The organism is Roseofilum capinflatum BLCC-M114, from assembly GCF_030068505.1.
Classification (GTDB): domain Bacteria; phylum Cyanobacteriota; class Cyanobacteriia; order Cyanobacteriales; family Desertifilaceae; genus Roseofilum; species Roseofilum capinflatum.
This window is the reverse complement of the sequence record NZ_JAQOSO010000030.1, coordinates 31,799-46,337: the sequence shown is the minus strand read 5'-3', so window position 1 is coordinate 46,337 and position 14,539 is coordinate 31,799. Positions and strand designations below refer to the sequence as shown.

Here is a 14,539-nt window from a genome sequence, read left to right as displayed (position 1 = left end):
TGGAATAAATTACAGCGATCGCGTTGCCCACAAAATTAAGCTTGCCAAGCCACTAGGAGGGGGATTGATGGCTGTTGCGCTGTAAAATCCTAATAATTGATCTTGCGAGGGGGAGCGGCGATCGCCCGCCCCTTGACGGGAGCAGAAGTAGAAGGGGGGAGTTGCGATCGCACCCAAGTCTTAATCTGATACTGAATCCGGTTGAGTAACACTTTCCACGCTGGATCAGTAGAAGGGGCGGGAGAAAGTAGGGGTAAAGAGGGTTGATGAGGTTTGATATAGGCGCGAATATGAATGCCGAAATAGATGCTCGGATCGCTACAGCGCGGACATTCCAGCCCTTCAAACACCACTCGACCCTGTTTTTGTGCCAGTTTTTCCGATCCAGTGAGATAGGCAAATAAATCTTGAGGGGGGAGGTGTTGAAGGGGACGTTTACACCCACTACACCAAAATCGAGGATGCGATCGCAGCCGTTTCATCACCACGGTGGAAAAGGGAATGCTGATTAATGCACCAGACATAAATGCTGCTAATGTGGCTAACCCGGAGGGGCCGGTTATCGATTGTACTAAAATAAAGACTAACGGCAAAGCGACTAAACTGGTAGACCACAGCACGACTTCTGCTAAATCGGAACTTAAGAGGACAAAACTAATAAAGGTGACGATACAACCGATCATCACTAGGATCGCCACCCCCACATAGGCCGTGGGAGAAACGGCGGCTACCAGTAACATGAGGGAAGAAACTAAGCAAAACGACCCCCAATAGACCTGTTGATAGGCTTGACGATATTTCGGTGTGCCTTTATACGGATACCAGAAAAAATCGATGGGCTTTTGGGAACGACCTTGGGGTTTAATCAGTACCGGGACTTGACCTATGCGATAGGCTTTAAAGTACATGAGTGCAGAGAGAACAAATCCTAAACTGGCCACTAGGCTAATCATCCCCAGTTCCAGGGGAACGGTGGCCATGAGGTGGGGCAAATTTTGAAGTCTGAATAATCCAGTGAAACTGAAATCGGTCATAGGAGGATTCTGGTATGGGGATCTGTTGGGGCCGTAGATGAATTTTAGGAGGATTTGGGAATCTGTGGCAAATTTTTAATCGAATTGATGTTGATTTTTAGGAATTTTAATTATGGTTGAATATCCTCTTCCAACTTTTTTTAACCCTGATAAAGTGTCTGAAGTTTGGCGAGTGCCTTATCAGGAACGGGCCGAGCAAGCCAGAAAGTGGGCGCAAGATCAGGGAATTGTGCCTGCGTTGGACGATCGCCTGCGGGTTTGCCTCTTGGCGATCGATGTGCAGAATACTTTTTGTTTACCAGGGTTTGAGTTGTTTGTGGGGGGTGCATCGGGACGGGGAGCGGTGGAGGATAACCAACGCTTGTGTGAGTTTATTTATCGTAACTTGGGAACCCTGACGGCGATCGCTCCCACCCTCGATACCCACACCGCGATGCAAATTTTCCATCCTCTGTTTTGGATCAATGAGGCTGGAGAGCATCCTACCCCTGCGGTGACTAACATTACGTTAGAAGCGGTTCAGGAGGGTTTATGGAGAGCGAATCCTGCTGTAGCCCAGTCTATCATGGGTGGCGATCGCGAGGCCCTACAAGCTTATGCCTTGCATTATGTGCAAACTCTCAGCGATGAAGGAAAATATCCGCTCACAGTTTGGCCCTATCATTCCATGTTGGGAGGTATTGGCCATGCTTTGGTTTCTTCTGTAGAAGAGGCGATATTTTTCCATAATTTGGCCCGCTATAGCCAAACCTTGTTTGATGTTAAAGGCAGTCATCCGTTAACGGAGAATTATTCAGCCTTGCGTGCGGAGGTGTTAACGGGAGCCAATGGAGAGAAAATCGCTTCTAAAAATGAGTCCTTTCTCAATACCTTACTCAGTTTCGATCGCCTGATTATTGCCGGTCAAGCTAAAAGTCATTGTGTGGCTTGGACAGTTTCTGACCTGCTGACGGAAATTTTAGACCGCGATCCTCAGTGGGCGCAAAGAGTCTATCTACTGGAAGATTGTACATCACCCGTGGTTGTCCCTGGAGCCGTAGATTTTACAGAACAAGCGGATGCCGCGTTTGCACGCTTTGCGGCTGCGGGAATGCATCGAGTCAAGTCTACTGAACCGGTGGAAAGTTGGCCCCAGTGGTGAGGAGATGAGAGGATGGGGAGGATGGGGAAGATTCCCTATTCCCTATTCCCCATTCCCTATTCCCTATTCCCTATTCCCCATTCCCCATTCCCTATTCCCCTAAAATCCGACGCTAGGGGGGTGTGAAAATCACTGTTGAGTCCAAAAACGCTGTATCGCTTACCCAGCCTCCCTTGCAGCGTTTTTTGTTTTCAAAGTAGCGTCGGACTAGTTGAAACACCCTTAAATCCCTATTAGGGATTGAAACTCTTCTTCTATTTGCACCATGCCCATTGCTAGGAGGGTTGAAACACCCTTAAATCCCTATTAGGGATTGAAACCACCTTCTCCGACAATCCCTGATATTTTTGAGGATGAGTTGAAACACCCTTAAATCCCTATTAGGGATTGAAACTCTTAAATATCTTGGTTGGTTCTTGTTCACCCAATATGTTGAAACACCCTTAAATCCCTATTAGGGATTGAAACCTGCATATCATAGCGCTGCCTATCCGCCATAGACAGTTGAAACACCCTTAAATCCCTATTAGGGATTGAAACAAAACGAAACGAAACTAGAATAGGTGAGGAAGTTTCGAGGGAATCTGATGTCTGATGTCATTACAGCTCAAGTGAGCGATCGCATATGTAAGCATATGAATGAAGACCATGCGGAGGCGATCGCCCTATATGCCCAAACCTTTGGGCAAATGCCTTTAACCAGTAGCGCTAAAATGGAGGCGATCGACCCTGACGGTATGGATCTTACCGCTCAAATTGAAGGAAAATCGGTTTCCTTACGAATTGCCTTCGATCATCAATTGGTGGACTCTGAAGACGCTCACCAAACTTTAATCGCTATGGTGAAACAAGCCAGGCAAAAGGCTTCGGCTTAAGCGTTGGCGCGATCAATCGGGTTCGGTGGGCAGGGTTTCTGGGTAGAATTTGAATGATATCGCCTATACTTCTGCCCACCCTACGATATCTATGATATCCATTGTTAATTGATATAATTATGCGACTCGATTCTAGCCCATCCTTATCCTACGATCTGCACCAGTGGAGTCAAGGATACCAATCTCAACCCCATGAATACGATTATTGGATCGAAGATATAGAAGGGGAAATTCCCCAAGATTTAGATGGAACCCTGCTACGCAATGGCCCCGGATTGTTAGATATTGGCGGCTATCCGATCGCCCATCCCTTTGATGGAGACGGGATGGTGAGTGCGATCGCCTTTAGGGAAGGTCGGGCCCACTATCGTAATCGTTTTGTGCGTACCCACGGATATGTAGAGGAACAAAAAGCCGGTAAACCTCTCTATCGCGGCGTATTTGGCACTCAAAAACCGGGGGGATGGTTAGCTAATCTCTTTGACCTGCGGATGAAGAATTTAGCTAATACCCATATCATTTATTGGGGCGATCGCCTTTTAGCGCTTTGGGAAGGAGCAGAACCCCACCGTCTCGATCCGCAAACCTTAGACACCTTGGGATTAGACCATCTTGACGGCCTCTTAAAACCCGGTCAAGCCTTTTCTGCCCATCCCAAAATCGACCCGTATGGCGATCGAGGTAACCCCTGTTTAGTCAACTTCTCCATTCAACCTGGCTTAAACAGTCAACTCACCATCTGGGAATTGAACCTTAAAGGTCAACCCCTACGCCAAAGTACCCATGAAATTCCTGGATTCTGCTTTATCCACGATTTCGCCATTACGCCTCACTATTATCTGTTTTTGCAAAATCCAGTATCCTTTAATCCCCTTCCCTTCTTCTTCGGACTGCGCGGCCCGGGAGAATGTATTGACTTCGATCGCCAAAGTTTAACAAAAGTTTGGGTAATTCCCCGCCAAGGAAATCAACCGATCAAAAAGATAGAAATTGAATCTGGATTTGTGTTTCACCATGTGAATGCCTTTGAAGCAGAAAACCAAATTATTTTAGATTCAATCGGTTACAACTCTTTTCCGGAAGTCGAACCGGGCAGTGATTTTCGTTACACAGATTTTAATCAACTTGCACCTAGCCAATTATGGCGTTTTCGACTAGACTTAACTCACCTAAGAGGCGATTGCCAACTTATAGAATCCCGATGTTGTGAGTTTCCCCAGATTCATCCTCAATGGGTGGGAAAAGACCACCGTTATGTCTATTTAGGAGCCGCTCATCACCATCAGGGTAGCGCTCCCCTACAAGGGATTCTCAAGCGGGATAACCAGTCTGGAGAATCCCAATTTTGGAGTGCTGCACCCCATGGTTTTGTCAGTGAACCCGTTTTTATTCCTCAACCGGGATCGGAGGGTGAAGATAGGGGTTGGCTCATCTCTATTGTTTACGAAAGCCAAAAGCATCGCTCTGATATTATTATCTTAGATGCCCAACACCTAGAACGGGGGCCTACCGCACGACTCCATCTGCAACATCATATTCCCTATGGATTACATGGGAGCTGGAGTCCTAAGCAACAACTGGGAATTGGTTGATCGGGGGTGCAAGTTAAGTATTAAATTAAGGTGTATTTAGGCGATCGCTCTTAATTGCTCTCCTTGAAACCCAGAACTACTGATGAAATTTAGCATCGTCATTTCTACATACAACCGTTTATCCTTGCTCAAGCGGGCGATCGATTCTGCTTTGAATCAAACTGTACCCTGTGAAGTGGTTGTCGCTGATGACTGTTCTCCAGACGATACTCAAGCTTATGTGGAAAGTCTAGGAGAGCAAGTCATTTACCATCGAAATTCAGTCAATAGTGGCCACTCAGCCACCGTCAATGCTGGAGTCGAAGCTGCATCGGGAGAATGGATTAAATTTGTTGATGATGATGATTATCTTGCACCCAATTGTATCGAAGAAATGATCGAGGCGATCGCCCTTCATCCTGAAGCCGTCATTTGTTCCTGTCAAGCAGCCCAAGTTAACCTGGAGGAAAAAGTATTAAGTATTACTCGAAAATCTGGCCCCGGTAAAGTCTTCTATATTCCTCAAGAAGATATTCATTATGGCATGTTACTTGAATTAGTCCCCTTTGGCACTCCCATTCAAGTGGCTTGTAAACGGGATGCTTTTATCCAATCTCAAGGCTGGGATTCGAGTTTAGATGCCAATTGCGATGATATTAATTCTTGGGTCAAGATTTCCCAATTTGGAGATGCCTTATTTATTAATGAAATGTTAGCTTACCGGACAGTTTGGCCCGGTGCTTATAATAAAAAAATCTCCCTGACCAAACGCTTAGAAACGAATCTTTTAATCAAAAGCCAAATTTATCAACGAGTTACGGCAAAACACCAACAAGAAATTCCTAACATGGAGCAAGTTGAATCTTATCTAAGTATTCATTGGGGATTGTCGGCCCTGAAACAGAAAAAAATAGGGGATGCCATGAACATGATAGTTCCCAATATTTTATCTTTTTTAGGTTGGAAATTGTTTGTTCAAGCTCAATTCCATCGTCGTCATCCCGATAAATTTACACCCCCCATTGAAAAGCAGGGGGTGAATACTATTCAGTCTTCTTCCTTGAAAACTGATGGACGTGAAACCCTTAAGCTTTTGCAAGCAAAAATTAAAATTCGAGCCAGTCGATTAGCTTGGCAGCAAGGAAAATTTATCATGGGAACTCAACTGATATTACCCATTCTTGCTCAACCCCGATTTTGGTATTTATTGAATGAAGATGAAACCTTAAATAAAAGTTTTAAGTTTTCTTTAGATCGACCCGAAAAAGATAATGATGCTTCAGTTTATCTTAAACAAAAAATTTATAAAGTTCTGCAAATACATCAGCGATCGCCTATTCCTGAACTGGCAGAAGTTCAAGATTACCTAAGACTGCACTGGGGAATCGTCGCCTTAAAAGAAAGACAGCTTAAGGAAGCCTATTCATTGATCCGTCCGAGTCTATTGTCTCCAGCCGCTTGGACAATTTTTTTGAATGCGTTTAGAGATCGGTTAGGACTCTCGAATAATGGAAAAGTTCGCAAAATTGTCTTGGTCAAATCGTCAATTTAAGCTCGATCTTCCTGAAGTTCTCCCTTCAGCAGTTCTAACAAACCCACCGTACCTACAAAAAAGGTATAAAGCGCTGTTTTTAGGGGCGGTTGCTGGTGGGAGGGGGCAAAATAGGCCGCAGCGATCGCCTCTACAATATGGACGATCACAGCCAGACGCTCTAAAATAATCAATCCAACGATCGCCGTCGGTGCAGACCAATCGATAAACGGGTGAATCAGATTATAGGATTCTAAAGCGATCGCCCCACTCATCAGCAGGGTCGCTCCAACTTTAATAGCTCCGATCGCAGCCGGAGGTAGGCCAAGAGGTTTACTCATCAGTCGATTTAACTCAATGGGTTCAAGCTTAACAAGTTCGGAGGAACTCAAGCAAGAACAGGGAATTCTATCCACTTTATGATAATGTTTTAAGGGGATATTGGAGAGGGTGTTGATTATATGATATTGCGTGTCGTTGCTCGTGCAAGTGCTTTAACCCTTTTACCGGCGATCGCCGCATTTGGGCTGATCGGCTGCGAATCAGAGGATGCCTTTATCCCTCCAGCGCCACCCCCCGATGTTTCTCAACCCGATGTTCCCCCAACTCCAGAGGTCGTCACACCCAGTCCCTCACCCAGTCCCACACCAGTCGCTCAACCCACAACTCAACTCGCAGCGCCAGAAAATCCCGATCCCCAGGTAAATGCCCAAGTCCAGCAAACCCTAGATACCATGGCGAACAAGGGTTATCCCAAAGCCAGTCAAGGGGTATGGATGCAGTCGGGAGAAACCTTACTCGCCAACCATCAAGGTACAACCCCATTACCAGCCGCCTCCTTAACCAAAATCGCCACCACCTTAGCCGTATTAGACACTTTCGGCCCCAAACATCAATTTGTCACCCAAATTGGCCATACCGGCACTCTGGAGAATGGAGTGATTAACGGTGATTTAGTGATTATCGGCGATCGCGACCCATTTTTTGTTTGGGAAGATGCGATCGCCCTCGGTAACGCCCTCACCAATCTGGGAATCAAACAAGTAACCGGAGATTTAGTCATTGTCGGTTCATTTTACATGAACTATGAAGACAACCCCAAAACCTCCGGCGCACTATTACGCCAAGGTCTAAACGTCCAACTTTGGCCCAACCAAGCCTATCTGCAATACGAAACCCTACCCGACGACACCCCCCAACCGGAAGTGAGCGCCAGTGGTTTAATCAAAACCGTCACCACAGCACCCGCGAACCTTAAACCCCTGCTGCGCTATTCCTCCCTCCCCGTAGCCGAATTGCTCAAAAAAATGAACCAATACAGCAACAATCCCATGGCAGAAATGTTTGCCAATATGGTCGGAGGAGCAGGACTCGTTTCCCAAAAAGCCGCCACTGTTGCCGGTATCCCCCCCGCCGAGATTAAACTGATTAATGGGTCAGGATTAGGCGAAGAAAACCAAATGTCCCCACGAGCAGCAGTCGGTTTATTCCTAGGCATACAAAAAATTTTGCAACCCCATCAAATGAATGTTGCTGATGTCGTTGCCATTGTCGGACAAGACGAAGGCATCTTAAGATCTCGCCCCTTACCCAAATTTGCCGTCGTCAAATCCGGCAGTCTCTACGTCGTCAGCACCCTTGCCGGAGCCTTACCCACCGCCCAAAACGATATCGTCTGGTTTGCCCTCTTGAATGGCGGTAGCTATTACGAAGATTTCCGTGAAGAGCAAGAAACCTTCCTCAACCAACTCGTCAGCCAATGGGGAGCCGTATCGAGCCTACCGGAAGACTTACAACCGGGCTTATCCCCAACTTCTGGCTCTCGCATTGAAAATGTGCAATAAGCCGATTAAAAAGATGGGGATTTCGCTATTCCTCAATTTTGTTAAATTGGATCGGGGTGATGGGGTGCAACGTACTGTAAGTTTCAATCAGTCAATGAGTTGGAGCAGGACAATACACCATGACTCATATTATCTCTTGGATTCAATCTAAAAAAGCATGGCGATTACCGATCGCGTTTTTCATGTTTATCGCCCCTATTGCTACGATTACCACTGTTATCTATATTCAAGAAGTCAAGCAAGCGAAAACCTTGTTAAAAATCCAAGCAACCCATAGCCTTAAAGGGCAAACCGATCGAATTTCCAGAGAATTTGAATTAATTGTATCCGATTTAAATATTTTAGCTGAACTGAACGATCTACAAATGTATCTTACGGAAGCAACAGTTCAGCAACAGAATGCTGTAGCCCTTGAATTCTTTCACTTTTCTGTCCATAAACAACTCTACGATCAGATTCGGTTTTTAGATGAAACAGGGCTGGAAAATGTTCGAGTTAATTTTAATGCCGGTCAACCCTCGATTGTGGATGTAGAACAACTCCAAAATAAAGGAAATCGTTATTACTTTCAAGATACCTGGGTACTTTCTGCTGGAGAAATTTTTATTTCTCCCTTTGATTTGAACATGGAAAACGGCACAATTGAACAGCCCTTAAAACCCATGATTCGGTTTGGGATGCCGGTGTTCGATCGGCAAGGAGATAAACGAGGCATCCTGTTACTGAATTATCTGGGAAATCAACTCTTAACGGAGTTAAAAAAGGATGCGATCCATGCTCCAGGCAATCTAATGTTATTAAATGGGGAAGGGTTTTGGTTGACCGGAGCTTCACCATCGCAGTTATGGGGGTTTATGTATCGCGATCGCCCCACTGACCTCCCGCAAACCTTCGCCGAACAGTTTCCCCAGGAATGGCAACGCATTAGTCAAGATAGTCAAGGTCAATTTTATACAGATAACGGCTTATTTACGTTTGTCACCCTCTATCCCTTAGTGGAGGGACAACGATCCAGCACCGGTGCTTCAGATGCCTTTAGTCCCAGTGAATTGGAGATCGGTGCATCGGAGTATTATTGGAAAGTGGTGTCCTATGTACCCCCGGAAGAGATTCAGGCAATTCTACTCCCCATTCAGAAAAAAATTACACTACCGTTTCTCCTGTTAGCAGCGATCATTTTAATCCTTGCTAGATGGTTAACGGATGCACAAGTTAAACATAGGGAAGCAGAAGTTAAGCTTGTGCAACAAAATGATTTTTTAAATAATGTTATTAACTCTCTAGCCGATTCTTTTTATGTCATTGATGTCACCAATCATAAAATTATTACAGCTAATACTGCGGCGAAACAAATGGGGACTTTTAAAAATACAACCTGTTATACGTTGACCCATAAACGGAACAGTCCTTGTAGTGACGACAGGGATCAGGCTCATCCTTGTCCGTTAGAAATACTGCGAAAAACGAAAGAGCCAACTGTGGTTGAACATATTCATTTTGATGCCCAAGGTAACCCACTTATTGTAGAAGTTCATGCCTATCCTATTTTGGATATTCAAGGAAACTTGGTACAAATGATTGAGTATAGTTTAGATATTACAGCTCGCCGCAAGGCAGAAGAGCAAGTGCGTAAACTCTCCCAAGCCGTTGAACAAAGTGCCAATGGAATTCTAATTACTGATTTAAAAGGGAGAATTGAATATGTTAATTCCCAGTTTACTGAAATGACCGGGTATACTGTGCAAGAAGTTCTAGGAAAAACACCGCGAATCTTAAATTCGGGAGAACAGAGCAAGGAATATTATCAGGAATTATGGCAAACGATTCAATCAGGAAATGAATGGCGGGGTGAGTTTCATAACCAACGCAAAGATGGTTCTCTGTATTGGGCCCATGCGACTATTTCTCCTATCTTCAATGCCGATCAAAAAATAACTCATTTTTTAGGAATTCAAGAAAATATAACGGCTCGTAAACAGGCAGAATCTGACTTGCGAGAGTCTGAATATAAATTAAGACAGCAAACTCAAGAGCTGGAGAAAACTTTAGCCGAATTACGTCAGGCTCAATCCCAACTTATCCAAACTGAGAAAATGTCGAGTTTGGGGCAATTGGTTGCCGGAATTGCCCATGAAATCAATAATCCTGTTAGTTTTATCTATGGAAATTTGGGCTATGCTGAAAGTTATATCAAAGACTTGATGAGTGTGATTGAAGCTTATCAGAACTCCTATCCAAATCCTGAGCAACAGGTTTCTGAAACTATCGAAGAAATAGATTTTGAATTTTTAGTGGAAGACCTAGCAAAAATTTTGCAATCGATGAAGGAAGGGGCAAATCGAATTGATGCGATTGTTTCTTCTTTGCGTACCTTTTCTCATATCGATCAGGTAGGGATTAAAGCGGTAGATATTCATCAAGGATTGGACAGTACGTTAACGTTATTACAATGTCGATTACAAGGAGATGAAAATCGTCGAGAGATTCAGCTCAAAAAACAATATGGTAAGTTACCCTTGGTAGAATGTTATCCCGATCAATTGCATCAGGTGTTTATGAATTTAATCATGAATGCCATTGATGCCATTGAAGAGCGCGATCGCTCCTCGGACAACGTTCAATCCTATCTAGGGGAAATCAGCATTATCACTCGAACGATCGGCGATCGCTCAGTGCAAATCAGTATTATTGATAATGGTATCGGTATTAAAGAGTCCATAAAACCTCGATTATTTGATCCATTTTTTACAACTAAAGATGTGGGTCAAGGAACAGGGTTAGGACTCTCCATTAGCTATCAAATTATTACAGAGCAGCATCAGGGAACCATTGAATGTTTGAGCAAAGTATCTGAAGGGATAGAGTGGGTCATAACATTACCGGTTCAGATGATCTAATACAGCGCTTCGCGTGGTAACGAGGTAATAGGTTCTCTTAAAAGTCCCCCTGAAGAAGTATAAATGCTATATCCAGCCACAAATCGCTGTATCATAAACTGATGTAATAAAGACAATCAGAGAACAATGGAAATGGGTGAGCGCACAGCTTCAGTTCATCGCGTAACCGGGGAAACCGATGTTACCGTATTCTTAAATTTGGATGGCCAGGGAAAATGTAGCGCCAAAACAGGCATTCCCTTTCTTGACCATATGCTCCATCAAATTTCATCCCATGGACTGATTGACCTGGAAGTAGAAGCACAGGGAGATTGGGAAATTGATGACCATCATACCAATGAGGATGTGGGGATTACTCTCGGTCAAGCATTAGCCAAAGCATTAGGCGATCGCAAAGGCATATTCCGCTTTGGCCATTTTATTGCCCCCCTAGATGAAGCGCTAGTGCAAGTGGCCCTCGACTTCTCTGGACGGCCCCATCTGAGTTACGGGTTAACTCTTCCCACGGAACGAGTGGGAACCTATGACACCCAATTGGTACGCGAGTTCTTTGTAGCAGTGGTGAACCATTCCCAAATGACCCTCCATATCCGTCAACTTGATGGGATCAACTCCCATCATATTATCGAAGCCACCTTCAAAGCCTTTGCCCGTTCCATGAGAATGGCCCTAGAAATCGATCCCCGTCGAGCCAGTGCTATTCCTAGCTCTAAGGGCGTATTGTAGTTGAAGACAACTAATTATCCATTCACCGATCGCCAAATCGTGATTTTAGTGCGATCGCGTCCCATAATAGTGTCTGGTGAGTTATTTTGAAATCCTACAATCATGCCTAGAACTCCAGATGAATATGCCGTCCATTTACTCATGAGTGGAGGACACCGAGAAATTGTACGCTTTCCGACCATCAAAGACTTTCAGAAGTGGTACGCGGCTGAGGTGGTGCAGAAAAAAGATAGTGACGACTTTGTAAGCGTCCCCATGAAAACCACTGAAGGGGAATACATGGTCATTCGCCCCAATAGTATACTGGCTATCCGGGTAGAACCAGTGTATACCAGCAGTATAGATCGAACTCCCATGGATGATTAGCACACTCTATGAAACCCCTCCTCACCTCCCTGATTTTAACGGTTGGACTCACTTGGATGCCTCCAGTTTGGGGGCAGACTCCTTCACCTTCTCCTGCGGTGGATGCGCTGGAAGTCACCCAGAGAGGGGAGGGGGATCTGGGTTGGGGCGATCGCCTGTTTGGCCCTTCTGGAGATAAGCGATCGCTCTTAAGGGCCATTGATTGTAGTTTGCAGTATTTCCCGATTAAGTCATGTTAGCATAATTGCAGAGGCTCTCAGCAAAATAGTCACACTATGACAGAAATTACTTTACCCCAAATCCTGGAACGATTGCAGACTTTAGAGATTGAAGATCTCTATCAGATCGAAGGAGCTGTTGCCAAGTCGATTGCCCAAAAAAAACCGAGTTCTGATCATCGAGCGGCTTTTCATCAATCTTTGCTTGATGCGGGTTTAGTTAAGCAAATAAAACAACCAAGCGTAATATCTACAAATGAACGATCGCTGATTCCAGTCAAAGGAAAGCCTGTTTCGGAAACCATTATCGAAGAACGGCGCTAGATGACGATTTACTTTCTAGATAGCAGCGCTCTAGTTAAACGTTACCTTAATGAGATCGGCTCGACTTGGGTGGTTAGATTATGTGATCGCAGTCTTAATCATGAACTGTTTGTTGTGGCAATTACGGCAGTAGAAGTGATCGCAGCCATAACCCGGCGATCGCGCGGTGGCAGTATCAGTATATCGGACGCTACCTTAGCTCGCGATCAATTTAGATTTGATTTACACAATCAATATCAAGTAATTGAAATTACAGAAATAATTATTAATTCGGCAATGACGCTATCAGAAACTTACGGATTGCGAGGTTATGATGCCATTCAACTTGCGGCTGGCTGCGCTGTTCATTCTGCCTGTATTACCAATCAATTGCCTGCATTGATTTTTGTTTCGGCCGATCATGAATTGAATCTTGCAGCCGCTAGTGAAGGCTTAAGGGTTGAAAATCCTAATGCTTATCCCTAATGATTTTCCTATTACCCATTACCCATCACCCAATCGTGATTTTAGTGCGATCGCGTCCCATAATAGTGTCTGGTGAGTTATTTTGAAATCCGACAATCATGCCTAGAACTCCAGATGAATATGCCGTCCATTTGCTCATGAATGGCGGACACCGAGAAGTAGTACGCTTTCCCACCATTAAAGACTTTCAGAAATGGTACGCGGCTGAGGTGGTACAGAAAAAAGACAGTGACGACTTTGTAAGCGTACCCATAAAAACCACAGAAGGGGAATATATGGTCATTCGTCCGATCAGTATCCTGGCGATCCGGGTCGAACCGGTGTATACCAGCAGTATCGATCGAACTCCTATGGATGATTAGCACACTCTATGAAACCCCTCCTCACCTCCCTGATTTTAACCCTTGGACTCAGTTGGATGCCTCTAGTTTGGGGGCAGACTCCCTTACCTTCTCCTGCGGTAGATGCCCTAGAAGTCACCCAGAGAGGGGAGGGGGATCTGGGTTGGGACGATCGCCTGTTTGGCCCTTCTGGAGATAAAAGATCGCTCTTAAGGGCCATTGATTATAGTTTGCAATATTTGCAAACGCCCAAGGCGATCGAAGACTACACCGAATTAAACCATCCAGAGATTACCCGCGATCGCGTCCGTCGGTCATTAATTCGCTTTCGCCAGATCCTCGTTTCTTCCCGCAGTGCCGCCGAACTCCAGAGAGCCGTGCAGCGAGAATTTACCTGGTATCAGTCCGTCGGAAACGATGGGCAAGGAACCGTCGGGTTTACCGGCTATTTTGAACCCACCTATGCCGGAAGTCGCACCCGAACCGCCCAATATCGCTATCCCCTCTATGCTCGTCCCGCAGACTTCGAGGACTGGGAGACACCCCATCCCACCCGTCGCCAACTGGAAGGGGAAGATGGACTAGGGTGGCAAAGTCCCCTACGAGGAACCGAAATCGTTTGGCTGGGCGATCGCCTAGAAGCCTTTCTCGTCCATGTCCAAGGTTCTGCCCAGATCCAACTTCCCAATGGCCAGGTGATGACTGTTGGATATGCGGGGAAAACCGATCATCCTTATACCAGCATTGGTAAAGAACTGGTGAACGCGGGCATCTTTCCCCTAGAGTCCTTAACCTTACCCAAACTCATCGACTATTTTCATCAGTTCCCCGAACAGATGAACGAGTATTTACCCCGCAATCAAAGTTTTATCTTTTTTAAGGAAACCCAGGGACAACCCGCCACCGGGAATTTAAGCGTACCCGTCACTGCGGGGCGCTCCATTGCCACCGATAAATCCCTCATGCCTCCAGGCGCTCTGGCTCTCATTCAGGCTCCCCTTCCCGAACGCAATGCACGGGGGCAGCTCGAACCCACTTGGGTAAGTCGGTTTGTCCTCGATCAAGATACCGGAAGCGCCATCAAAGGAGCGGGACGGGTGGATGTCTTTATGGGAACTGGACAAGAAGCGGGCGATCGCGCAGGGTTAACCCACTCCAACGGAGAGCTTTATTACCTGCTCCTGAAGCGATAGGATAGAAAACACA

14 protein-coding genes, 1 pseudogene and 1 CRISPR repeat array are annotated in these 14,539 nt (G+C 45.5%); of the genes and pseudogenes, 13 read left to right on the top strand and 2 right to left on the bottom strand.

Annotated features, from left to right (window positions below):
* Nucleotides 1–89 precede the first annotated feature (89 nt).
* The gene (locus tag PMG25_RS06975) at nt 90–1,034 is read right to left on the bottom strand and encodes a hypothetical protein (protein ID WP_283766180.1); all 945 of its coding nucleotides are present in this window, start codon (nt 1,032–1,034) and stop codon (nt 90–92) included.
* Nucleotides 1,035–1,146: 112 nt separating this feature from the next.
* Between PMG25_RS06975 and PMG25_RS06970 the strand changes: the two genes are divergently transcribed.
* The 4 genes and pseudogenes from PMG25_RS06970 to PMG25_RS24610 form a co-directional block, all read left to right on the top strand.
* Nucleotides 1,147–2,175, top strand: a complete 1,029-nt coding sequence (locus PMG25_RS06970) for a cysteine hydrolase family protein (protein WP_283766179.1) — start codon at nt 1,147–1,149, stop codon at nt 2,173–2,175.
* Between the two features lie 210 nt (nt 2,176–2,385).
* Nucleotides 2,386–2,715: a CRISPR direct-repeat array (repeat unit 37 nt; unit sequence GTTGAAACACCCTTAAATCCCTATTAGGGATTGAAAC).
* A gap of 47 nt (nt 2,716–2,762) precedes the next feature.
* Entirely contained in the window at nt 2,763–3,050 is a 288-nt protein-coding gene (locus tag PMG25_RS06965; protein ID WP_283766178.1) for a DUF2470 domain-containing protein, read from the top strand.
* Nucleotides 3,051–3,169: 119 nt separating this feature from the next.
* Nucleotides 3,170–4,642 carry a carotenoid oxygenase family protein gene (locus PMG25_RS06960; protein ID WP_283766177.1) on the top strand — a complete coding sequence of 491 codons (1,473 nt, stop codon included), beginning with the start codon at nt 3,170–3,172 and terminating at the stop codon, nt 4,640–4,642.
* Between the two features lie 82 nt (nt 4,643–4,724).
* Nucleotides 4,725–5,618, top strand: a pseudogene (locus PMG25_RS24610) (glycosyltransferase family 2 protein); the annotation flags it as partial.
* 551 nt (nt 5,619–6,169) lie between these two features.
* On the opposite strand, the gene PMG25_RS06950 reads toward PMG25_RS24610, so the two are convergent.
* A complete protein-coding gene (locus PMG25_RS06950; protein WP_283766175.1) occupies nt 6,170–6,493 on the bottom strand; it encodes a hypothetical protein in 324 nt (107 codons plus the stop codon).
* Nucleotides 6,494–6,613: 120 nt separating this feature from the next.
* Here PMG25_RS06950 and PMG25_RS06945 point away from each other — a divergent pair, with 120 nt between their 5' ends.
* The 9 genes from PMG25_RS06945 (at nt 6,614) to mltA (ending at nt 14,526) form a co-directional block, all read left to right on the top strand.
* The gene (locus tag PMG25_RS06945) at nt 6,614–7,996 is read left to right on the top strand and encodes a D-alanyl-D-alanine carboxypeptidase (RefSeq protein WP_283766174.1); all 1,383 of its coding nucleotides are present in this window, start codon (nt 6,614–6,616) and stop codon (nt 7,994–7,996) included.
* Nucleotides 7,997–8,115: 119 nt separating this feature from the next.
* Nucleotides 8,116–10,893, top strand: coding sequence for a PAS domain S-box protein (locus PMG25_RS06940; protein ID WP_283766173.1), 2,778 nt, complete (start codon nt 8,116–8,118; stop codon nt 10,891–10,893).
* 132 nt (nt 10,894–11,025) lie between these two features.
* Nucleotides 11,026–11,619 carry an imidazoleglycerol-phosphate dehydratase HisB gene (hisB, locus tag PMG25_RS06935; protein ID WP_283766172.1) on the top strand — a complete coding sequence of 198 codons (594 nt, stop codon included), beginning with the start codon at nt 11,026–11,028 and terminating at the stop codon, nt 11,617–11,619.
* A gap of 102 nt (nt 11,620–11,721) precedes the next feature.
* On the top strand, nt 11,722–11,985 hold the full coding sequence (locus PMG25_RS06930; protein WP_283766171.1) for a hypothetical protein: 264 nt from the start codon (nt 11,722–11,724) through the stop codon (nt 11,983–11,985).
* A gap of 8 nt (nt 11,986–11,993) precedes the next feature.
* Nucleotides 11,994–12,224, top strand: a complete 231-nt coding sequence (locus PMG25_RS06925) for a hypothetical protein (RefSeq protein WP_283766170.1) — start codon at nt 11,994–11,996, stop codon at nt 12,222–12,224.
* Between the two features lie 36 nt (nt 12,225–12,260).
* On the top strand, nt 12,261–12,527 hold the full coding sequence (locus tag PMG25_RS06920; protein WP_283766169.1) for a hypothetical protein: 267 nt from the start codon (nt 12,261–12,263) through the stop codon (nt 12,525–12,527).
* Nucleotides 12,528–12,992 carry a type II toxin-antitoxin system VapC family toxin gene (locus PMG25_RS06915; protein ID WP_283766168.1) on the top strand — a complete coding sequence of 155 codons (465 nt, stop codon included), beginning with the start codon at nt 12,528–12,530 and terminating at the stop codon, nt 12,990–12,992.
* A 98-nt stretch (nt 12,993–13,090) separates the two neighbouring features.
* On the top strand, nt 13,091–13,354 hold the full coding sequence (locus tag PMG25_RS06910; RefSeq protein WP_283766167.1) for a hypothetical protein: 264 nt from the start codon (nt 13,091–13,093) through the stop codon (nt 13,352–13,354).
* An 8-nt stretch (nt 13,355–13,362) separates the two neighbouring features.
* Nucleotides 13,363–14,526, top strand: a complete 1,164-nt coding sequence (gene mltA, locus PMG25_RS06905) for a murein transglycosylase A (protein WP_283766166.1) — start codon at nt 13,363–13,365, stop codon at nt 14,524–14,526.
* The last annotated feature ends 13 nt before the right edge of the window (nt 14,527–14,539 follow it).